Below are 21,304 nucleotides of genomic sequence, written 5' to 3' on the forward strand. Positions count from 1 at the left end.
GAACAACCATCCCCGCTCCGTGTTAGTCAGACAGGAAGGAGATATGCGATGTTGAAATACGAACCCCTCTCTTCGTCCCCTGAGCCGGGCTCGCAACCTCCCGAGCCGGATGTGATGCCGCCGCCCGTGTGGAAGCCGGATCCGCCGATTCAGGAGCCGGAGCCCGATCGTCTTCCCGACGAGGAGCCCCTGCCCAATCCCGACGAAACACGCGCGCCGCCGAAACAGGTGTAGACTGTCGCGGCGACGCGGCATCATCGATTTCGCGTGCCGCGTTCGTCATAGTTTACGTCCCAATCGCCCGGGCCTTTCTTCTGGCCCGGGTTTTTCGCGTCTGTGGCGTCTTCCTGTCCGGTAATGACCGTGGGTTTGGCGCTCGCCACGCCGCTCGCCTTGCGGTCCGCCTGACTGGGGGCGAACTGTCCCTCGGCGTCTTTGCGGATCTTGCGCAGGTCTTTGTCGGTCTGTTCCATGGTGGTCTCCCTGGGTTTTCCTCAAGAACCGCCGAATGTGGGAGAGGTTCCCGTCCATTTGGGCGGGCAGGGAACCCGAGGCGCGCGCTTAGTGTTGTTGTCGACAGCGACGTCAAAGGAGAAGCCGCATGGTGTTCAAACCTCAGACCTTTCATGGCGATACGCCTGAGATCGACGAGCCTGCCGGGTCCGCCGGAACCGAGGCGCGGGTGGCCGACGCGCTTGCCCGCGCCGCCGATCTCGACGCCACGCAGGTGTCGGTGACGGAAGTCGACGGGGCCATCGTGCTCGGCGGGATGGTGCTCTATCCCGAGGAAGTGGCGATCGCCGGCGACATCGCCGAACGGGTCGGCGGTCTGCCCGTTCGAAACGCAATTCGCTGTCAGAGCGAAACGCCGCGCGGCGCCTGATCCCGAGTCGCCGACCGCAGCCGCTTGTCTTCGACGGACGATCGCTTCGCTCTGGTGCTACGATCGGAACGGCTTGCTCAGATAGGGCGAATTCCGGACGCCGAAGCGGAGCAGTTCCTCCGCCGCTTTGGTGATGCCGATGCGGGGCCCGATCGCCATATCGGGTCGTGCGGGGCTCGTCCGGATTTCGAAGGGAAAACCTATCATCTCCGTCCCATCTTCCGCGCCCGTGACGCCGAGCGCTTCGGTCAGGCGGCCCGGACCCGCGCAGAGTAGCCGGTCGGGTAGGCCGCCGCGGCGTTCGCGCATGGCGTCCAGCTTCTCTGTGGGGGCGAGGGCGCGGATCAGCACCGCGCTCGCCGGTTCGCAGACCACATTCAGGCACCAGTGCATGCCGTAGGAGCGGTAGACATAGGCGCGACCGGCGGGGCCGAACATCGCGCCGTTGCGCGGCGTCCGGCCGCGATAGCTGTGCGAAGCGGGATCGTGGCGATGATAGGCTTCCGTCTCCACGATCACGCCGCCAGCACCGCGAAAAAGAAGAGTCATTCCAAGAAGATCTCGCGCCACGCTTTCGGCCGGTCGATTGAAAAAGTCTCTGTCGCGGAGCACTGTCGTCATGTTTCGTCACTCTTGGCGAACCCAACGGAAGCTGTCTTCCCTAACGTCAGAATATTGTATTTCGTAGACTTGAACGACAAACTTGGCGAGTATGGATTCGGCCATGTCTTTGCTCCGTAAGTGATGACGAAGATTGGTTTGATCATAAGCGAACATCCATCCGAATTACTTCCCACCGTCAAAAATATTTTAATAACTTCAATCTGATGATAATGTCTGCGGCACGGCCTCTCCGACAAAATGGACATGATTCGGCGATCGGGGAGGAACCGGAAAAGCCCAGCGAAGTTGTAGTGGATACCAGATATCATTTTTGGAACCTAGCCGGGGGCCGCATGCCGCAGAGATCAGCACCCATCAGTGGGAAACGTCCATGAAAATCCTGTCCGTCACTTCTGAGGTTTTTCCCTATATCAAGACTGGCGGGCTCGCGGATGTGACTGGTTCTCTCCCGAAGGCCTTGAAGGTGTTCGGCGTCGACTCCATTACCCTTGTGCCTGGTTATCCCGTCTTCGATACGCTGCTGGCGGCGCAACCGCCGCTGTTCCGGTTCGACGAAATACTCGGCGAGGACGCCGCGCTGCATTTCGTGCAGACGCCGGATGCCGCTCTGTTCGTGCTGGATATTCCCGCGCTTTATCGCCGCCCCGGCGGCCCCTATGTCAACGAGCATGGCGTCGATCATCCCGACAACTGGAAGCGGTTCGCGGCGCTGTCGCTCGCCGGCGCGCTGATCGCCAATGGCGAATTGCCCGGCTGGAGCCCCGACCTCGTTCATACGCATGACTGGCAGTCGGCGCTGACCTCGGTTTATATGCGCCATATGGGCTGCGATAAGCCGGTCGTGCTGACGATCCACAACATCGCGTTTCAGGGACAGTATTCGGCTGCGCTCCTGCCTTATCTTCATCTGCCGCCCAGCGCGCTCAGCATGGATTGCCTGGAATATTACGGCGACATCTGCTTCCTCAAAGGCGGACTGATGACGTCGGATCTCATCACCACCGTCAGCCCGACATATGCGCGGGAAATCCTCACGCCGCGTTTCGGCATGGGGTTGGACGGCGTGTTGCGCCATCGCCGCGAGGATATGCGCGGCATCTTGAACGGCATCGACGAGGATGTCTGGGATCCCGCGACCGACCCGCTTCTGCCGCAGGTCTTCGATGTCGACAGTCTCGACCTCAAGGCGGTGAACAAGAAGGCGCTCAACGCGCGGCTCGGCCTGCATGACGACGATGCCCCGATCTTCTCCTGCATCAGCCGCCTGACCTGGCAAAAGGGCATGGACATGGTGGCGTACGCCGCCGATTATCTCGTCTTCAATGGCGGCAAGCTGGTGATCTGCGGCAAGGGCGATCCCGAGATCGAGGCTATGCTGCAGTCCATGCAGGCCCGTCATCCAGGCCGCATCGCCGTCAATATCGGCTATAGCGAAGAGCTCGCCCATCTCATCCATGGCGGCTCGGACGCCATCATCCAGCCTTCGCGCTTCGAGCCCTGCGGGCTGACCCAACTCTACGGGCTGCGCTATGGCGCGATCCCCGTCGTGTCCCGAACAGGCGGACTGGCCGAAACGGTGATCGACGCCAACGACGCCGCCATGAACGCCGAAGTCGCCACCGGCTTCCAGTTTCATCCGGTCACCACCGACGGCCTCTGCCACGCCATTCGCCGCGCCATGGATGTTTACGCCGACCCCGTCCAGTGGCGGCAATTGCAGACCCAGGCGATGAAGGCGCGGTTTTCATGGGAGCGCAGCGCCGGCAGATATGCGGCGCTGTTCCGCAGCCTGGTGAGCCGCTCGGGGGCGACAGGGTTCGAGATGCGGCTGGCCGCGGGGTAAGGCGGCTTCAGTCACGTGTTGAATCCCGGCGACGTCTGTTCGGCGACGTGGCTGTCTGACCATTTCCGGTGTTGTATGACGTACTCTCCACCTTCGTCCGCTAACCGGACTGAGGCAGCGCTTGCCGTCTTGCGTTCCGCGCCAGAAAGAAGAATTGGACGACGACTCCCACGATAAACATCGCTGCGACGATCCCGAGCGCCGCCTTCAACACCGGGGAATTCTGGTCGGCGGCAATCGGATGACCGTCCGGAACGCGGCGCAGCGTTTCCGAAACCGACGGAACCATCAGCAGAAATACGGTGACGCTGAGAAGAAGGGTTTCAACGTATTTTTGGAGGCGTCCGAGGAAAGTGAGCCGGTGGGCGGCATAACCGGCAATGAGACAAAGCAAAGTGACGATGGCGATCGCCGGGCTTATCGGCGCCTTGGCGACCAGAAAGATCGTCAGACTTCCGATCAGCATACAGATGAAGTAGATGCGCCCGGCAATGCTGTCCGTTTTTATCCGCCCGAACCTGACGATCATGTACAAGGCGGCGGGTATGGCGGGAAGGCTTCCCAGAGTGTGGATCCATCCAAGCGTCGTAATTCCAAACATTATGGTTCCTTTCGCGTGATTATCTGGCCGATACCGGCCCGTTTGGGTCAAAGGACTGGAAACAAGGCTTCCATCCTACTAGTTGGTAGTCAAGCCGGGCGCACCATTGCGACGCCGCGTCCGGCGATGGCGCTCTGTCACTGTTGCGTAGTGAGCTTCGCGACTTTGATGTGGTCCAACGCCGCCGACGCGATCATGGAAAACTTCCCCGCATCCCCGTAAGCCCGCGCCGACAGCATGGCCCCATGGATGACCGCCATGAACAACTCCGCTTCATCACGAGGCGTATGTCTGAGGTGAATGAGACCTTCTTTCGAGGCGCGCTCGAATACTCGTGTCAGCCATCCCGACAGAAGATGGAAATATGCCTTGACCTCGACGGCGACGTCCGACGGCAGCAGCGGCAACTCACTCGCCAACAAGGCGCAGACACAAAATGGGCGACTTCCGTCCTCGATGCACTCTGCCCAATGGCCGATGAAAGCCTGCAGTTGTTCGATCGGGTCTGTGACATCGCGCTCAAGCATGTCAAGGGCCGCCTCGGCATCCTGGCGATATCGTTTGACGAGAGCCAGAACCAGATCAACTTTCGTGGGAAAATGATGGTGGATGCTGCCTTGCGGATGCCGACGATCTCGGAAATGTCCGCATAACTGAAACCATTGTAGCCGCCGGAGACGATCAGCTTTTGCGCGCTGGCGAGGATGTGCTCGAAATTGGACAGAACGTTGCTCATGTCAAACGTCTACCTTCTAGTAGGGAGCCTGTCAAACCAAAATGATCATGGTCGCGGGCTCGGTTGGAGAAGATGCTCGACTGCATCGGCTTGAAAGCGCCGCGTCCCGGCAACGCCGCGCGCCCGGGCTTTAACAACACATCGCTTCTAGGGATCAAGGAAGCACTGACGGCGGGCAGCGCGACACCCCCTTTATAGAAGCAGCAACAAAAAAGGGCCGCCTCGCGGCGACCCTTCGATATCGAGATCCAAGGCCGAGATTACTTGGCGGCGGCCTTGTATTCCGGCTGAGCCTTCAGCGTGTCCTTGTTGGCGTCGATATAGACGCGGACATCGTCACCCTTGGTGTTGCGCATGATGTTCAGCTCTTCCGGGCTGACGGCGATCTCACGGGCGCCGATGCCGAGGAAGCCGCCGACGTCGAGCACGACGTCCTGGATCTGGCCCTGCTCGTTCATGACGAGACGATTGATCGTGGCGACGTCTTCATCCTTCGGACCATAAACCGTCGCGCCCTGCAGCTTTTCAGCGGTCAGTTCGGTCGGCTGTGCGGTCTCATAGCCATCGCGGGTCACGGTCGGCGGGGTGAGGCGCGTACGATTGTCGGTCATCGCCGTGCCGGTCGCATTTTCGGTGTTCGTCGAAGCCGTGGTCTGCATGTCCTGCTGGGCTGCGGCGTCGGTCTGCGCCTGATCGGCTGCCGGCGGCGTGGCCGTGGCGGGGGTGTTGGCGGCCTGGGTGTCGACGCCCGAATTCATGCCGGTGTTGTTGCCGTTTGCAGCCGTCATGTCGGTCGAAGCAGCGCCGGTCGCCGCCGGGGCAGTCGCAGCCGGTGCGGTCGCCATGGTGTTGCCGGCCGCGTCAGCCGCCGGAGCGTTGGACGCGGTTTCTTCCGGAGCAGTCCAGGCCGGAGCATCGTTCAGCGCCTGCTTGTTGGCGTTGATCACCAGGAAGTAGTCATCGGCACCGTCGCCGTTCTTGACGAACTTCACCTGGTCCATCGGGACGGCGACGTTCTTTTCGCCGATGCCGAGGAAGCCGCCGACGCCGAGAACCACGGCCTTCACGTCGCCCTGACGATCCATCAGCACTTCGTTGATTTCGCCGACGTCATCCCAGTCGCGCTCGGCGCCTGGCTGAACCGCCTGATCGGCCGCCATGGCCTGCTCTGTCGCATAAATGCGCTGACCGATGAATTCGGACGCACGCACATCATCGGGCCCCGCCTGGTACGAGCTGAACTGCATCGACTCGCCAGTGGTCGCGGCGGGGGCCGTGGTCGACTGGTCCGAGGACTGTGCAAAGGCGCTGCCGCCCATTACGAGCACGATTGCCGTCGTTGCCAAAAAGCTTTTCATCACGCGATCTCCTTGAGTTAAACTTTATAGTTCGTGTTCATGCTGCCGCATTTACTTTGAACTTTCGGCGCGCCGTAGCGTGTCGCCGTGTCCCAGAAACTGCTCGCGACGGGAAAGGTTCCGATGACCGGCCGATTAAACCGATGTTTCGGCCCTCAACCTCACGTGGAGAATTTCTTGTGAATCTTGCTCACATTCAGGAACTTTCCCGAGGCAGCCTTCGTTTGGGGCCCGCGTGACGCGATGCCTTTTCTTCTTACGCATATGTGAGAAGGGCGCGCGAACGTGACGCGACAGGATGCGGTTCGGAGGTTGACGCCTTCGCCGCAAATGGGCGGAGTTTGGCGTTTTGAAGATTATATCCAATCTCTCTCCCTCAATGGAAACTATTCCCTAAGGAGAAAAACATGGCTCAGAAAATGCTCGAAGATCTGTTCTACGACACGCTCAAGGATATCTATTATGCCGAGCGCCAGATCCTCAAGGCGCTGCCGAAGATGGCGCGCAGCGCCAACGACCCCAAGCTGAAGCAGGCTTTCGAAAAGCATAAGGAAGAGACCCAGGGCCAGATCGAGCGCCTGCAGCAGGTGTTCGAGCTGATCGGCAAGCGCGCCCAGGGCAAGACCTGCGAAGCGATCAAGGCATCATCGCCGAAGGCGAAGAGATCATGGACGAATTCAAGGGCGCCCCGGCGCTCGACGCCGGCCTCATTTCCTCGGCCCAGGCGGTCGAGCATTATGAGATCACCCGTTACGGCACGCTTCGCACCTGGGCGAACCAGCTCGGCTACAAGGACGCCGTCAAGCTGCTCGAGATGACCCTGGAAGAGGAGTCGCGCACCGACGAGGACCTGACCAAACTCGCTGAAACCGCGGTCAACGCGGCAGCTCAGCAGAAGGCCGCCTAAGGCTATTCGATCGGACCCCGGCGCAATTTGCGCCGGGGTCCTTTTCGGCCCATGATCTGGGTTCGCGTAACACACGCCGCGAAGATGCGCCCATACTGCTGTTGCTACGCAGTGCCATCAGCGGGCGCCTGCCGTTTGATCGATTTCTGACATCGCTCACCATGTGAGCGTCCTGTCCAACACGGCGCCGGCAACTCATCCTCATTGTCCGTTAAGTTTCAGGTCCGGTTGGCGATCGCGAACCCCGCGTTGCGTAGGGCGGCTCAAAATACGTCTCGTTTCCGGAACGACCTCGCGCGCTCGAAGTTTCCCCAAGACCGGAGGTTACCAGATGACGCCAGACCAGACGACGCAGCCCACCGAGGATACTTCATCTCACCGAAGCGAATATCGCGTCGATCCCCATAGCTGGGGCGCCAATTATATCGGGGCGGGCGAAGTCCTGTTTCGTCTGTGGGCGCCGGATGTGGCGAGCGTGACGCTCCGCCTCGACGGCGCCGACGAGCAGATGACGGCGGCGGGCGACGGATGGTTCGAGCTTTTGGCGACGGGCGTATCCGCCGGCGCGCGCTATCAATTCGTGCTGCCCGACGGCTCCGTGGTCGCCGATCCGGCGTCGCGCGCGCAGGACGGCGGCGTATACGGTCCGTCGATCGTCACCGACCCTGCCGCCTATGCCTGGGGAGACGCCTCCTGGACCGGTCGTCCCTGGGAAGAGGCCGTCTTGTATGAGATTCACATCGGCGCATTTACCGAGGAGGGCACGTTCCGCGCCGCCATCGGTCGGCTCGCCGATCTCGCCGCTCTCGGGATCACCGCCATCGAAGTGATGCCGGTGGCCGAATTCGCCGGCGAGCGCGGCTGGGGCTATGACGGCGTGCTGCTCTATGCGCCGCACCACAGCTATGGCGGGCCGGACGATTTCAAGGCTTTCGTCGATGCGGCCCACCGGCAAGGACTGATGGTGTTTCTGGATTGCGTCTACAATCACTTCGGCCCGGCCGGCAATTCGCTGCCGCTTTATGCGCGCTCCTTCTTCGACGCCGAACGCGATACGCCCTGGGGCGCCGGCATCGACTTCTCGGAGCGGCCGGTGCGCGACTTCTTCATCGAAAACGCGATCTACTGGTTGACCGAGTTCAATATCGACGGCCTCCGGCTCGACGCCGTGCATATGATCGAGGACCAGACCGACGCGCATTTCCTGACCGAGCTCGCCGCCCGCATCCATGCCGAATGCCCCGGCCGCAAGCGGCATCTGGTGATGGAGGACAGTTTCAACAGCACCATCTTCCTGAGCGGCGATCTGCCTACAAACGAGCGCCATGACGCGGCTTGGAACGACGATTTCCATCACGCCATGCACGCCTTTGTAACCGGGGCCGGAACGGGACATTTCGCCGATTTCGCCGATCGTCCCTTCGAGATGATGGCGGCGACGCTCGCGCAGGGTTATGTGCGCACGCTCGAGCCGGAACTCGTTTATGAAGGGCATTCCATGCCCGCGCCCGCCAGCCTCAGCCCCACTGCCTATGTGCATTTTCTGCAGAACCACGACCAGATCGGCAATCGCAGCTATGGCGACCGGTTGCGGCAGCCGGAGCGGGCGGAACTCTATGATCTTCTGACGTCAATCCTGTTTCTGTCGCCGCAGATACCGATGCTGTTCATGGGCGAAGACTATGGCGACACACAGCCGTTCCTGTTTTTCTGCGATCATGAAGGCAGGGTGGGCGGGGAAGCGCGTGAAAACCGCATCCGGGAAGGGATCGCTTTCGCCACCTTGACCGAGGGTGAGCGGCCGGACGATCTCGTCGACCCCAATCTGCCAGAAGCGTTTTCATCGTCGAAGATCGTCTGGAGCCGCCGCGAGGCGCCTGAAGGACGGCGACGGCTGGAGCAGGTGAAGGCTCTCATCGATCTTCGCCGCCGCTTCGTCATACCGCATCTCGTCGATATCGGCCGCGGGGCCGGCCGGCTTCTGCTCGGCCAGGGCGGCCTCCTGGCGATCGACTGGCGGCTGAACGGCGCAGTGTTGCAACTGCGCGCAAATCTCGGCGAAGAGGCCGCGCGACTGCCGGCGACCGAGGGAGACATCTTTCACCGACATGGCGCAGATCGTGCCGAGGACGGCGCGCTCTCGCCGTTGTCGGCGTTGTTCGCCATCACACCGACTTAGCCGTTCAAGGACGCCCGTTGGTGAGATCGGCGCCGTTGATCGAGGCCGGCACGCACATCTGCTGATGGCATGGTTTCGGCAGCGGCAGATCGATCGCGTCGGGCGCGAGAAATCTCGGCTGAACAGGCGGCGTGTTGCGCCGGATTTCGATCTTGGTCAGCGTCCAGGCGAGACGCGGGCTGGCCGCGTGACGTCCGGTGCGGTGCTGAATGAAGCGAATGGTCATGATCTTTCCTCCTCTGATCCACAAGGTACAACAGCCGCGGGCTCTCGTAGGTTCCGCTCCATAGCGTATGACCAAGGAACCAAAGCGATGCCTGTCCGTTGCTGGTCAGCTTCAGGAAAAGAGGGCGACCATGGATATGAAGGCGGATCAATTCACCATCGAGACCGGACACGGCATGCGGCTCGGCGCCAATGTCGAAGAGGGCGGAGTCAATTTCGCCTTGTTTTCGGCGCATGCGGAAAGCGTCGAGCTTTGCCTGTTCGACCCCACGGGATCGATGGAGATCGCGCGGCTGGCGTTGCCGCAGAACACCAACGAAATATGGCACGGCTTCGTGCCCGGTCTGCAGGCGGGCGCGCTGTACGGCTATCGTGTCCACGGTCCTTACGACCCCGAAAACGGCCATCGTTTCAACGCCAACAAACTGCTCGTCGATCCCTATGCGCGCGCCTTCCACGGCGATCTCGTCAAGTCGGATGCGCATTTCGCTTATGACCTCTACGCCGAAGACAAGGATCTGACCTTCGACAGCCGCGACAACGCGCCGGAGATGGTCAAATGCGTGGTCGTCGATTCCAAGGCGGGCAGACGGCCAGGCAATCGTCCCCTCATTCCCTGGGCCGAGGCAATCGTCTATGAAACGCATGTAAAAGGCTTCACCAAGCTCAATCCGAATATTCCCGAAGAGCTGCGCGGCACGTTCGACGGTCTCGGCCACAAAGCGGCGGTGGACTATATCAAGGCGCTCGGCGTCACCTCGGTCGAGCTTCTGCCGATCCATGAATTCTTCGACGACTTCCATCTCATGGACAAGGGCCTCACCAATTACTGGGGCTACAACACTTTCGGCTTCTTCGCCCCGGCCTCGCGCTATTTCGGCCCAGGCGGTCGCGAAGGCTTCCGCGACATGGTGCGCGCCTATCACGACGCCGGCATCGAGGTGATCCTCGACGTGGTCTACAATCACACCTGCGAAGGCAACGAGCTCGGGCCGACCTTCTCCTTCAAGGGCATCGATAACTTCTCTTATTACCGCACGCTGCCCGACCAGCACCGCTATTACATCAACGACACCGGCACCGGGAATACGCTCAACACCTCGCATCCGCGCGTGTTGCAGATGGTGATGGATTCGCTGCGCTACTGGGTCGAGGAGATGGAGGTGGATGGTTTCCGCTTCGACCTCGGCTCCATCCTCGGCCGCGAGCCCGACGGCTTCGATCAGCGCGGCGGCTTCTTCGACGCCGTCACCCAGGATCCGACGCTTGCGCGCGTCAAGCTGATCGGCGAACCCTGGGATATCGGCCCCGGCGGCTACCAGGTCGGCGGCTTTCCGCCCGGCTGGGCCGAATGGAACGACAAGTATCGCGACAGCGTGCGCGAATATTGGAAGAACGACGACGGCAAGGCGCAGGATTTCGCCTCGCGCCTGCTCGGGTCCGGCGACATCTACGACCAGCGCGGCCGTCAGCCGTGGTCGAGCGTTAACTTCATCACCGCCCATGACGGCTTCACGCTGCACGACCTCGTCGCCTATAACGAGAAGCACAACGACGCCAACGGCGAAGACAACAATGACGGCCACAACGACAACCGCAGCTATAATTACGGCGCGGAAGGCCCCACCGACGACGAAGGCGTCAATGCCGTGCGCGAACGGCAGAAGCGCAATTTCCTCGCCACGCTGTTTCTGTCGCACGGCACGCCGATGCTGCTGGCCGGCGACGAGATGGGCCGCAGCCAGGGCGGCAACAACAACGGCTATTGCCAGGACAACGAGATCAGCTGGCTCGCCTGGGAGAACCTGCCCGCAACCTGCGGCACCTTGCTCGACTTCACTCGCAAGGTGATCGCGCTGCGCAAGAGTCAGCCGCTGTTTCATCGTGAAAACTGGCGTGACGGCATGGCGGTCAACTGGTTCAATCAGGATGGCGGCCAATTGATGCCCGAACAGTGGGAGTCGGAGAATCCTCTCTGCCTGCATCTCGGCCGCGACGATCTGGTCGACGACGAGGCGCTATGGTCGCATAGTCTGATGATCTTCAATCCTAAGCCGGAGCAGATGGAGTTCCAGATCCCTGATATCGGCGGCTTTTCCTGGCGGCTCGAACTGACCACCGAGGATGACGCCCGTCGCGGCGAGGAATTCGCGCCCGGCCATCGCTTCGAAATGGACGAACGCTCGATGGCGGTGTTCCGCCGGGTGTAACCCGTCTTGATTACGACGCCCCCGTCCATCCTGACGGGGGCGTTTTCATATCGAGACAGGACGATCGGAAGCGGGCTGATTGATGCGCCAGCCGGCGATCCACGCCGCCCGAAGCCGGTCGCCCTGTTTCAAGAAATATTCGCCTGTCGGCGCACAGGATTCCAGGCGGTCTATCCGGAAATTGCGGATCGCCTGACGTAACTCGCACCAGGCGACGACGACGGCGGCGCCGGCATAGTAGATCAGCGCCAGCGGCCAGACGGTGCGCGATGTCCTGACGCCGGCTTCGTCGCGATAGCCGATCGATAGTTTTTCCTCGTCGCGTATCGCCGTGCGGATCGACTTGAACTCCGCCCCCTCCGGCGCCGGCGCGCTTCCGCCCCAGGCATGCAGCGCCCTCGACGTCATCGCCTGGCGAAGCGGCTCCGGCATGGCGGCCGCGATTTTTGCGACGACCCGTTCCGAGGCTTTTTGAAGATCGCGATCCCCCGTTCGTTCGATCAGCGCCATGCCCAGCACGATTGCCTCGGTTTCCTCGACGGAAAACATCAGCGGCGGCAGATCGAAGCCGGGACGTAAAATATAGCCGATGCCGCGTTCGCCGGCGATCGGCACCCGCATCGCCTGGAGCGCCGCGATATCGCGGTAGATCGAGCGAACGGTGACTTCCAACTGTGCAGCAATGTCTGCGGCCGTCACCGGCGATCTCGACACTCTCAAAATCTGGATGATCTCGAACAGCCTTGACGCTTTGCGCATCGATTCCGCCTTCACTCCTGACACGTCGCTGTCAGTTGGACTGGAGTATAGCACACCGCAACAGACTGGAAAGCCTGAAAAAATTCATCTGCTGCTTACAATGGACGGTGCGGTACTGACATGACTTACGCTGAAAATCTCTGGCTGTTTTTCGTTCTGCTGACGGGCGTCATCGCCGTGCCCGGCATGGACATGGCTTTCGTCATCGCCAATTCGCTGTCGGGCGGACGACGCTCCGGCCTGGCGGCCACTGCGGGGATGATGGCGGGGGAGCATGTCACACCCTGTTCGGCGCCGCCGCCGTGGCGGGACTGACGCTGTGGACTCCGTTCCTCGCCCGACCGATGCTGATCCTCGGATCTGCATATATGATCTGGATCGGCTACACGCTGACGAGGAGTTCAATCGTCTTGGCGACGCTCGACGAAAGCGGGAGGTCAACGCGAAAGAAGGTGTTTTTCCAAGCCTTCATCACCTGCCTGCTCAATCCGAAAGCCTGGCTTTTCACACTCGCCCTTTATCCGCAGTTCCTGAAGCCCGCCTTTGGACCCTATTGGGTGCAGGCTCTGGCGATGGGGTTCATGACGGTGTCTGTGCAACTGACGATTTATGGCGGCTTGGCGCTGGCGGCGGCGCGCGGTCGCAATGCGATCGCCGCCAGGCCGCGACTGACGATTTGGCTCGGGCGGGGCGCCGGCCTCATGCTCATGGCCATCGCGCTTTACATTCTCGTTCGCAGTTGGGGAGACCTGTGACGGCGCAACCGGCTCCTGATATGAAAAGGCCCGCAGCGGTGTCGTTGCGGGCCATCGTGTCGGAAAAGGGATACCGCTCAATCGGCGTCGCGCGGGATGTGGCTGTCGACCCCGATGAGCGTGATGCGATTGATCGTGTCTTCGACGCCCGGCGTCCCGAGCGCGATCTGGTTGATCAACTGGCGGTCACGCTCGGTCTCGACCTTGCCGTCGAGCGTGGCGACGCCGTCATGCATGGTGACCGTCAACTGATTGTCTTCCCAACGACGTGTGTTCGTGAGGCGTTCCTAGATGGTTTCCTCCACGCCGTCGTCCTCCACGGCGCCCTTGGCGGTCTCCGGGAAGAGGTTGGGTCCGCCCTGGCTTTCGATGGCCGGCTCGTCGGATATTTCGACGCTCGTCTTGTCCTCGTCATCGAATTCGACGCCATAGGCTTCGTTCTTCTTGGCCACGACCTCCTCGTCGGCATAGGGCCAGCCTTCGGAAATATCGCGTTCATTATAGTCGCGATAATCTTCTTCCCGTGTCTTTGGCCGCGGCGTTCTGGTCAGGGATGCCATATCGTTCTCCTTGATCTCTACAGTCAATCCTGTCTCTGCCCTTCGACCGGCTGGGAAGGGTCGGCCTCCGGAGGCGGAGGCGGCATCGGATCGAAGCCGTGTTCACGAATGCGTCTTGCCTCGCGGCGAAGACGATAGACTTCGAGATCCACGACATTGCTCGCCGGTCCCTTTGGCGTCTGGCTCGGCTTATCGACCATCTGCTGCTCCTTCATGAGTGCCTGTGGCTAGAACGCTGCGTACGGGGAGGGGTTCCCTCGATAGGGCCGACGCATCCGCAGTCCGAACGGGTTGTTTCTTCTCCTGGTTGCACGTAAAAAGCGCGGTCCTCGAAAAAATTACGCCATCGCGGGAACCTTCTTGTTTCGGCCGCATTGTCCGTCTCGCGGGACTATGCGCAACAGGCGGCGTTGATGCGAGTTCTGCGGCAAGTACTTGAAGGCGATACTAAATTTCTTGAGTTTAGGGTTGGTGGGGATGTTTGATGCTGGCAAATGCGGTCTGCGGCGCTCGTCCGAAGCTGCGCGGTGGCTTCGATGAACTATAGTGCATCCGATTTCGCCTTTTTGTCCGGGGGCGGCAAAGCAGCCGATCTTCTCGCCGGTTTCGATTGGGAGAATACGTCTCTCGGGCCGATACCGACCTGGCCGCAATGCCTGAAGACAGCCTGCAGCATTCTTCTGCAATCGCCGGTGCCGATCGTCATGCTGTGGCGCGAAGACGGCTATATGATTTACAACGACGCCTATTCCGTATTCGCGGGCGGCCGGCATCCGCAATTGTTCGGCTCGAAAGTGCGCGAAGGCTGGCCCGAGGTCGCCGATTTCAACGACAATGTCATGAAGGTCGGCCTGGCGGGCAAGACTCTGGCCTATCGCGACCAGGAGCTCACGCTTCATCGCCATGGACGCCCCGAACAGGTGTTCATGGATCTCGACTACTCGCCGGTGCTCGACGAAGACGGCAAGCCGGTCGGGGTTATCGCCATCGTCGTCGAGACGACCGAGAAGGTGATGGCTCAGCAGCGCATCCGCGGCGAAAGCGAGAGACTGCGGCGGATGTTCGAGCGCGCGCCCGGCTTCATGGCGACGACGTCCGGCCCCGACCATGTCTACGAAAGCGCCAACGCGGCCTATCTCGCTTTGATCGGCCGTCAGGACCTGACCGGCCGTCGGGTGAAAGACGTGCTGCCGGAGGTCGTCCAGCAGGGGTATATCGACATTCTGGACGATGTGTTTGCCAGCGGCCGGCGGTTCGTGGGCGAAAATGCGCGCGTCTTCTTTCGTCCCGTCGGCGAGGGTGAGGCTCAAGAGCGGTTCGTCGACTTCGTTCTCGAACCGCTTCAGGACGATCTCGGCGTGACCACCGGCATCTTCATGCAGGGCAATGACGTCACGCATCGCAAGCGCGCCGAAGACGAATTGCGCGAGAGCGAACTGCGCTTCAGATTGATTGCCGACAGCGCCCCGGTGATGTTGTGGATGGGAGACAAGGACGGCGCATTCGTCTACCTCAACGCGGCTCAACGGCGTTTCCTCGGCGTGTCGGAGGACGAACTGCCGGCTTTCGACTGGAAGGCGAGCATCCATCCGGATGATCTGGAGGCGATCAATCCCGAATATTCCGCCGCCATGGCGGATCATCGAAGTTTTACGGTGGAAGCGCGCTATCGCAACTCCGCCGGCGCATGGCGGCTTATTCAGACCAACGCCAAGCCGCGTTTCGATGCGACCGGGGATTTTCTCGGCATGATCGGCGTCAATGTCGACGTCACCGACCTGCGTAACGAGGAGCGGCGGCGGCTGGCGCTGATCGAGTTGAACGATCGGTTCCGTCGACATGACGATCCCGCCGACATCGCTTACGCCGCGGGGGAAATTCTCGGCAAGACGCTGAAGCTCAGTCGCGCCGGATATGGAACCATCGACCCGGTGGCGGAAACCATCGTCATCGAGAGGGCCTGGACCGCCGACGGCGTGCCTTCTGTCGCCGGCGTGGTGCATTTCCGCGATTACGGAGACTTCATCGAAGACCTCAAACGCGGCGAGGCGGTCATTTTTCCGATTCCGCCGCGGATCCGCGCACCCGCAACCACGTCGAGGCTCTCGAGGCGATCGGCGTCCGCTCCATGGTCAACCTGCCGATCAACGAACAGGGCGGCGTCGTCGCGCTTCTCTATGTCAACGACCGCAATGTGCGGGAGTGGACCGCCGACGAGATCAGCTTGATCCGGGATGTCGCCGAGCGGACCCGCACCGCCGTCGAGCGTAGGCGCGCCGAGATGGCGCTGGGAGAATTCGCAGAATCGCTGGAACGTCAGGTGGAGCAACGCACCGCCGAACTCGATCGCGTCTGGCGCAATTCGCAGGACATTCTGCTGATCACCGACGAGAGCGGAATCGTGCGCGCGGTCAATCCGGCCTGGACATCAATTCTCGGCCATAGCGGAAGGCTGGTGAACGCCCATCTTCTCCAGAGTTTCGTGACGGCGGAGCATCGCGCCGCCTTCATAGCGACATTCGCCGACGTCAAGACCGGGCCCTACACCAAGGTGATCGAGGCGCGAATGCGCCATATCGACGGCTCGCCGCGCTGGATCGCCTGGCGATTGTCGTTCGAGGATAATCTCGTCTTCGCCTATGGCCGCGACGTCACGGCCGAAAAAGAGCAGGCTTTCGCGCTCAAGCAGGCCGAGGAGCAATTGCGCCAGGCGCAGAAGATGGAGGCGATCGGCCAGCTGACCGGCGGCATCGCGCATGATTTCAACAACCTGCTTCAGGTCATTTCGGGCAATCTGCAGATGCTCGCCCAGGATCTGCAATCCGACGACAAATCGGCGCGGCGCATCCAGAACGCGCTGGCGGGCGTGCATCGCGGCGCGAAACTCGCCAATCAGCTCCTTGCTTTCGGGCGCCGGCAGCCGTTGGAGCCGAAGGTCGTCAACATCAGCCGATTCCTCCAGGGCATCGGGGAAATGCTCCGCCGGACGCTGGGTGAGACCGTGGAGGTGGAAACGGTCACCAGCGGCGGTCTCTGGAACACATTCGTTGATCCGACACAGATCGAGAACGCGGTTCTCAACCTCGCGATCAACGCGCGCGACGCCATGGACGGGCAGGGCAAGCTGACGATCGAAGTGGGCAACGCCTTCATCGACGAAGTCTATTGTCGCAACCACCCCGAGGTCGAGCCGGGGCAATATGTCATGCTGGCCGTAACCGACACCGGCGTCGGCATGCCGCCGGAGGTGCTGGAACGGGTGTTCGAACCGTTCTTCTCCACCAAGCCGGTGGGCAAGGGCACCGGGCTGGGCCTTTCGATGGTCTATGGCTTCGTCAAACAGTCGGGCGGCCATGTTAAGATCTATTCCGAAGTCGGACACGGAACGACGATCCGCATTTACCTGCCGCGATCGATGCAGGCCGAAGACCTGTTGACCGACATGGAGCACGGTCCGCCGCGCGGCGGCACCGAGACCATTCTCGTCGCCGAAGACGACGACGAGGTGCGCGCCACCGTCGTCGATATTCTCGGCCATCTCGGCTATCGGGTGCTGAAGGCGCGCGATGCGGCCAGCGCGCTGTCGGTTATTGAAAGCGGCGCGCCGATCGATCTCCTGTTCACCGATGTCGTCATGCCGGGCCCGCTCAAGAGCACCGAGCTCGCGCGCAAGGCCAAGGAGCGGCTGCCGGATATCGCCGTGTTGTTCACGTCCGGCTATACCGAGAACTCCATCGTCCATGGCGGGAGGCTCGATCCCGGCGTCGAACTGTTGTCCAAGCCCTATAGCCGCGAGGCGCTGGCGCGACGCATCCGGCATCTGCTCGGCAACCGCGCCCAGATGATCGACTCTCGCCGGCGTCTGGAAAAGATTGCGCCCGTGCCCCTCGGCGGCCCCGAGCCGGTCGGGACCCCGGCGCCGCCCGATCCGCAACCGGTCGAGCCGGCGCAGAAATCGGTGTCGCTCCGCATCCTCGCCGTGGAGGACGAGCCGTTCATCCGCCTCGACCTCGTGGACATGCTGACCGACGACGGCCATTTCGTGGTGGAAGCCGGATCGGGCGAGGAAGCGCTCGAACAAATGGAAAAAGGGCGCTTCGACATACTTCTGACCGATCTCGGCCTGCCCGGCATGAGCGGCGAAGACCTGGCGCGGCGCATTCGGGAGATCGATGCGGGCATCGGCGTCGTCTTCGCCACCGGCAACAATGCCGCGCCCCCGCTCGAGACGGGGCGCCCGCCGGTGCTCCTGCGCAAACCTTACGATCCCAAGGATCTGGCCCGCGCCGTCGAAGAAGCCGCGTCGATCACCTGATTTCGGCGCCGACCGCCGGCGCAGTCAGTCCAGAATGTCCTGACAGAGGATCGCCGTGAGATGCGCGACGTTGCGCGCCTTATAGCGATCCTTCAACTGGCTGATGCGGTGCTCCACCGTTCGGTGCGAGACCGCCATCTCGCGGGCGATCTCCTTCGCCGTCAGCCCCTCGCGCAGCATCTGGCTGATGATCGATTCTTCCACACTCAAATTTTCCAGCTGCGGAACCGGCTGCCGCACCGTGCGGATGTTTTCGAGACACAGCGCCCAGCGCGGCGCGGTCGCGCTCTTCTGCGGCAGTACGATGCGGTCGAGCGACAGGCGAAATCCGCGCAGGAACGTGACGCAGCTCTCAATGATCGGTTGTCCACTTGCTCGACTTTTTTCGATCGATGGAAGGAAATGTTCGCGCAAATAGACATGGTCTTCGAAGGCGCCGAGCGGGCCGGATTGTGGAAGATCGGTCTCCCTCAGGAAGGAGGAGAAAGGTCCCGCCCCGCGTATCAGCCGCAGGTTCCAGACGAGGGGGTCCATCCCCTCCAGCATGAGCACAAACAGGCGCATTTTCAGTGTCATGCGCGCTTCGATCCCGATGAGAACGCTCTCGGGATCCTCCGTCTGTGATGGATGATTTTCGACCCATCGGTCCATCAGACTCCGGCTGATGTCTCGAAAAAAGCGTCCCTGATCATTCCCGTCCGCCTGGAATTGATTTTTGTCAAATTAGGAAAATCTACTTCTAAAATAGGCTGTAGAGTTTTTCCTAGTATCTTATTGGTTCTTTATAGGAATTCAATCTCCGGTTAAAGCGTCTTGTATGGATCGATTGCGGATAAATGTCGGGAAAATCATGATATTCGCGCCGAGGCTTGAGCAGACGCGCCCGCGTCGGGCCTGAGAGAAGGCGATGCGAAATATTTCCATTTGTTTGCGGCATGCTCTAAAGGTCGGGGCTCCAAAGACGGGATTCGATTTGATGAGCGAAAACAACCCCACCACGCCGCAGCAGCTTCCGGCTTCGGCCGATCTCGCCGAGCAGGCGCTGTTCTTCCACCGCTATCCGCGTCCGGGTAAGCTCGAGATCCAGGCCATCAAGCCGCTCGGCAACCAGCGCGACCTCGCGCTCGCTTATTCGCCGGGGTGGCCGCGCCCTGTCTCGCCATCAAGGACGATCCGGCGGCCGCAGCCGATTACACCTCGCGCGCCAATCTGGTGGCGGTGGTTTCCAACGGCACGGCGGTTCTGGGGCTGGGCAATATCGGGCCGCTCGCCTCCAAACCGGTCATGGAAGGCAAGGCCGTCCTGTTCAAGAAGTTCGCCGGCGTCGACGTTTTCGACATCGAGATCGACGCGCCCGAGATCGACGAGATGGTGCAGGTGATCTCTGCGCTCGAGCCGACCTTCGGCGGCATCAATCTCGAGGATATCAAGGCGCCGGAATGTTTCGAAGTCGAACGCCAGCTGCGCGCCAAGATGAATATCCCGGTGTTCCATGACGACCAGCACGGCACCGCCATCATCGTCGCCGCCGCCATCCTCAACGGGCTGGAACTGGCCGGCAAGGACATCGCCAAGGTCAAGATCGTCGCGTCGGGCGCGGGGGCGGCCGCGCTCGCCTGCCTCAATCTGCTGGTCGAACTCGGCGCGCAGCGCGAGAACATCTGGGTCCACGATATCGAGGGTCTCGTCTACAAGGGCCGCGAAGTCCTGATGGACCCCTGGAAGTCCGTCTATGCGCAGGACAGCGACAAGCGCGTGCTGGCCGATTCCATCGGCGGCGCCGACGTGTTCCTCGGCCTGTCCGCCGCCGGCGTGTTGAAGCCGGAGCTTCTCAGCCAGATGGCCGAAAAGCCGCTGATCATGGCGCTGGCCAATCCCAATCCGGAAATCATGCCGGAAGAGGCCCGCGCCGTCAGGCCGGACGCGATGATCTGCACCGGGCGCTCGGATTTCCCCAACCAGGTCAACAACGTCCTCTGCTTCCCCTATATCTTCCGCGGCGCGCTGGATTGCGGCGCGCGCACCATCAACGAAGCCATGAAGATGGCGGCGGTGAAGGCGATCGCCGGCCTTGCCCGCGAAGAGCCCTCGGATGTCGCCGCCCGCGCCTATTCGGGCGAAACGCCGATCTTCGGGCCCGACTATCTGATCCCGTCGCCCTTCGACCAGCGGCTCATCCTGCGCATCGCGCCGGCTGTGGCCAAGGCCGCCGAGGAAACCGGCGTCGCCGCCCGGCCGATCCAGGATTACGAAGCCTATCTCGATCAGCTGAACCGCTTCGTGTTCCGCTCCGGTTTCGTCATGAAGCCGGTCTTCGCCGCCGCCAAGGCCGCGCCGCAGACGCGGGTGATCTTCGCCGAAGGCGAAGACGAGCGCGTGCTGCGCGCCGCCCAGGTGATGAAGGAAGAAAACATCGCCCGTTCGGTGCTGGTCGGCCGCCCGCAGGTCATCGAGACCCGCCTCAAGCGCTATGGCCTGCGCATCCAGCCGGGCGAAGACTTCGACATCGTCAATCCTGAAAACGATCCGCGCTTTCGCGACTATGCGGATCTCTATTTTTCGCTGGTCGGCCGCCAGGGCGTCAATCCGGAAGCCGCGCGCACCACGGTGCGCACCAACAATACGGTCATCGGCGCGCTCGCCGTCAAGCGCGGCGACGCCGACGCCCTGATCTGCGGTCTCGAAGGCCAGTTCGACCGGCATCTGCGCGATGTCGAGCAGATCATCGGCCGCAAGCAGGGCGCCTGCGCCTTTTCCGGCCTCAGCCTGCTGATCACCGCCCAGAGTGGCGCGCTGTTCTTCGCCGACACTTTCGTGACGCATAATCCGACGGCGGCGGAAGTCGCCGAGATGACGGTGCTGGCGGCCGAGGAGATGCGGCGCTTCAACATCGCGCCCAAGGCGGCGCTGCTCGCGCATTCCAATTTTGGCTCGCGCGATTCCGAAAGCGCCAGCAAGATGCGCGAGGCCCTGGCCCTTGTGCGCGAACGCGCCCCGATCTCGAAGTCGATGGTGAAATGCAGGGCGGCTCGGCGCTGAACGAAGCGCTGCGCAAACGCGCCATGCCCAATTCGACCCTGACGGGCGAAGCCAATCTGCTGGTCTTCCCCAATCTCGACGCGGCCAATATCTCGCTCGGCATCGTCCGGACCATGATGGACGCGCTGCATGTCGGCCCGATCCTGCTGGGCGCGGCGCTGCCCGCCCATATTCTCTCGACCTCGGTGACCTCGCGCGGCGTGGTCAACATGGCCGCGCTCGCGGTGGTCGAGGCGACGAACAAGGCTTGATCGATGAGGGGACGCCGCGCGAGCGGCGTCCCCTCATCTACAGATACTGATCACGTCAG

At 61.7% G+C, this 21,304-nt stretch carries 15 protein-coding genes and 7 pseudogenes; 11 read left to right on the top strand and 11 right to left on the bottom strand.

Translation table 11 applies throughout. From position 1 onward, the window contains the following. Positions 1 to 48: 48 nt before the first annotated feature. On the top strand, positions 49 to 234 hold the full coding sequence (locus tag H2O14_RS17700) for a hypothetical protein (protein WP_182829476.1): 186 nt from the start codon (positions 49 to 51) through the stop codon (positions 232 to 234). Positions 235 to 254: 20 nt separating this feature from the next. Here the strand turns inward: H2O14_RS17700 and H2O14_RS17705 are convergent, their stop codons facing one another. Continuing rightward, entirely contained in the window at positions 255 to 473 is a 219-nt protein-coding gene (locus tag H2O14_RS17705; RefSeq protein WP_182828684.1) for a hypothetical protein, read from the bottom strand. Between the two features lie 128 nt (positions 474 to 601). Here H2O14_RS17705 and H2O14_RS17710 point away from each other — a divergent pair, with 128 nt between their 5' ends. Beyond that, positions 602 to 883, top strand: coding sequence for a BON domain-containing protein (locus H2O14_RS17710; RefSeq protein ID WP_182828685.1), 282 nt, complete (start codon positions 602 to 604; stop codon positions 881 to 883). Positions 884 to 940: 57 nt separating this feature from the next. On the opposite strand, the gene H2O14_RS17715 is transcribed toward H2O14_RS17710, so the two are convergent. Beyond that, positions 941 to 1,504 (bottom strand): DNA-3-methyladenine glycosylase, encoded by a 564-nt coding sequence (locus H2O14_RS17715; RefSeq protein ID WP_182828686.1) that lies wholly within the window; start codon positions 1,502 to 1,504, stop codon positions 941 to 943. Positions 1,505 to 1,877: 373 nt separating this feature from the next. On the opposite strand from H2O14_RS17715, the gene glgA reads away from it, so the two are divergent. Further along, positions 1,878 to 3,350 (top strand): glycogen synthase GlgA, encoded by a 1,473-nt coding sequence (gene glgA / locus H2O14_RS17720; RefSeq protein ID WP_182828687.1) that lies wholly within the window; start codon positions 1,878 to 1,880, stop codon positions 3,348 to 3,350. Between the two features lie 100 nt (positions 3,351 to 3,450). Here glgA and H2O14_RS17725 read toward each other — a convergent pair whose 3' ends face one another. From H2O14_RS17725 to H2O14_RS17735, 3 genes and pseudogenes are all read right to left on the bottom strand, one after another. Continuing rightward, a complete protein-coding gene (locus H2O14_RS17725; protein ID WP_182828688.1) occupies positions 3,451 to 3,951 on the bottom strand; it encodes a hypothetical protein in 501 nt (166 codons plus the stop codon). 137 nt (positions 3,952 to 4,088) lie between these two features. Further along, positions 4,089 to 4,687, bottom strand: a pseudogene (locus tag H2O14_RS17730) (TetR/AcrR family transcriptional regulator). Between the two features lie 260 nt (positions 4,688 to 4,947). After that, positions 4,948 to 6,045: a PRC-barrel domain-containing protein gene (locus H2O14_RS17735; RefSeq protein WP_182828689.1), complete on the bottom strand. Its 1,098-nt coding sequence runs from the start codon at positions 6,043 to 6,045 to the stop codon at positions 4,948 to 4,950. Positions 6,046 to 6,452: 407 nt separating this feature from the next. Between H2O14_RS17735 and H2O14_RS17740 the strand changes: the two are divergent. Both H2O14_RS17740 and treZ read left to right on the top strand, forming a co-directional pair. Next, positions 6,453 to 6,952 (top strand): annotated as a pseudogene (locus H2O14_RS17740) (ferritin-like domain-containing protein). A 331-nt stretch (positions 6,953 to 7,283) separates the two neighbouring features. Continuing rightward, positions 7,284 to 9,131, top strand: a complete 1,848-nt coding sequence (gene treZ, locus H2O14_RS17745; protein WP_182828690.1) for a malto-oligosyltrehalose trehalohydrolase — start codon at positions 7,284 to 7,286, stop codon at positions 9,129 to 9,131. Between the two features lie 4 nt (positions 9,132 to 9,135). Here treZ and H2O14_RS17750 read toward each other — a convergent pair whose 3' ends face one another. After that, entirely contained in the window at positions 9,136 to 9,357 is a 222-nt protein-coding gene (locus H2O14_RS17750) for a hypothetical protein (RefSeq protein WP_182828691.1), read from the bottom strand. 130 nt (positions 9,358 to 9,487) lie between these two features. Between H2O14_RS17750 and glgX the strand changes: the two genes are divergently transcribed. Then, complete coding sequence (gene glgX / locus H2O14_RS17755; RefSeq protein WP_210275473.1) at positions 9,488 to 11,566, top strand: glycogen debranching protein GlgX; 2,079 nt, start codon at positions 9,488 to 9,490, stop codon at positions 11,564 to 11,566. A 45-nt stretch (positions 11,567 to 11,611) separates the two neighbouring features. Here the strand turns inward: glgX and H2O14_RS17760 are convergent, their stop codons facing one another. Further along, positions 11,612 to 12,325, bottom strand: coding sequence for a YafY family protein (locus H2O14_RS17760; protein ID WP_182828692.1), 714 nt, complete (start codon positions 12,323 to 12,325; stop codon positions 11,612 to 11,614). A gap of 120 nt (positions 12,326 to 12,445) precedes the next feature. Between H2O14_RS17760 and H2O14_RS17765 the strand changes: the two are divergent. Next, positions 12,446 to 13,080: pseudogene (locus H2O14_RS17765) on the top strand (LysE family translocator). Positions 13,081 to 13,157: 77 nt separating this feature from the next. Here the strand turns inward: H2O14_RS17765 and H2O14_RS17770 are convergent. The 3 genes and pseudogenes from H2O14_RS17770 to H2O14_RS17780 all read right to left on the bottom strand — a co-directional run. Further along, positions 13,158 to 13,352: pseudogene (locus H2O14_RS17770) on the bottom strand (BON domain-containing protein); the annotation flags it as partial. Between the two features lie 15 nt (positions 13,353 to 13,367). Continuing rightward, positions 13,368 to 13,640: a hypothetical protein gene (locus tag H2O14_RS17775; protein WP_182828694.1), complete on the bottom strand. Its 273-nt coding sequence runs from the start codon at positions 13,638 to 13,640 to the stop codon at positions 13,368 to 13,370. Between the two features lie 23 nt (positions 13,641 to 13,663). Then, positions 13,664 to 13,840: a hypothetical protein gene (locus tag H2O14_RS17780; protein WP_182828695.1), complete on the bottom strand. Its 177-nt coding sequence runs from the start codon at positions 13,838 to 13,840 to the stop codon at positions 13,664 to 13,666. Positions 13,841 to 14,176: 336 nt separating this feature from the next. On the opposite strand from H2O14_RS17780, the pseudogene H2O14_RS17785 reads away from it, so the two are divergent. The 3 genes and pseudogenes from H2O14_RS17785 to H2O14_RS17790 form a co-directional block, all read left to right on the top strand. Beyond that, positions 14,177 to 15,427: pseudogene (locus H2O14_RS17785) on the top strand (PAS domain-containing protein); the annotation flags it as partial. 173 nt (positions 15,428 to 15,600) lie between these two features. After that, positions 15,601 to 15,834 (top strand): annotated as a pseudogene (locus H2O14_RS29480) (hypothetical protein); the annotation flags it as partial. A gap of 87 nt (positions 15,835 to 15,921) precedes the next feature. Beyond that, positions 15,922 to 17,955, top strand: coding sequence for a response regulator (locus H2O14_RS17790; protein ID WP_281410032.1), 2,034 nt, complete (start codon positions 15,922 to 15,924; stop codon positions 17,953 to 17,955). 24 nt (positions 17,956 to 17,979) lie between these two features. On the opposite strand, the gene H2O14_RS17795 is transcribed toward H2O14_RS17790, so the two are convergent. Continuing rightward, positions 17,980 to 18,531, bottom strand: coding sequence for a LuxR C-terminal-related transcriptional regulator (locus tag H2O14_RS17795; RefSeq protein WP_182828698.1), 552 nt, complete (start codon positions 18,529 to 18,531; stop codon positions 17,980 to 17,982). A gap of 400 nt (positions 18,532 to 18,931) precedes the next feature. On the opposite strand from H2O14_RS17795, the pseudogene H2O14_RS17800 reads away from it, so the two are divergent. Then, positions 18,932 to 21,245 (top strand): annotated as a pseudogene (locus H2O14_RS17800) (NADP-dependent malic enzyme). Positions 21,246 to 21,304 lie beyond the last annotated feature (59 nt).

Source organism: Rhizobium sp. G21 (genome assembly GCF_014158035.1).
Classification (GTDB): Bacteria; Pseudomonadota; Alphaproteobacteria; order Rhizobiales; family Rhizobiaceae; genus Rhizobium_E.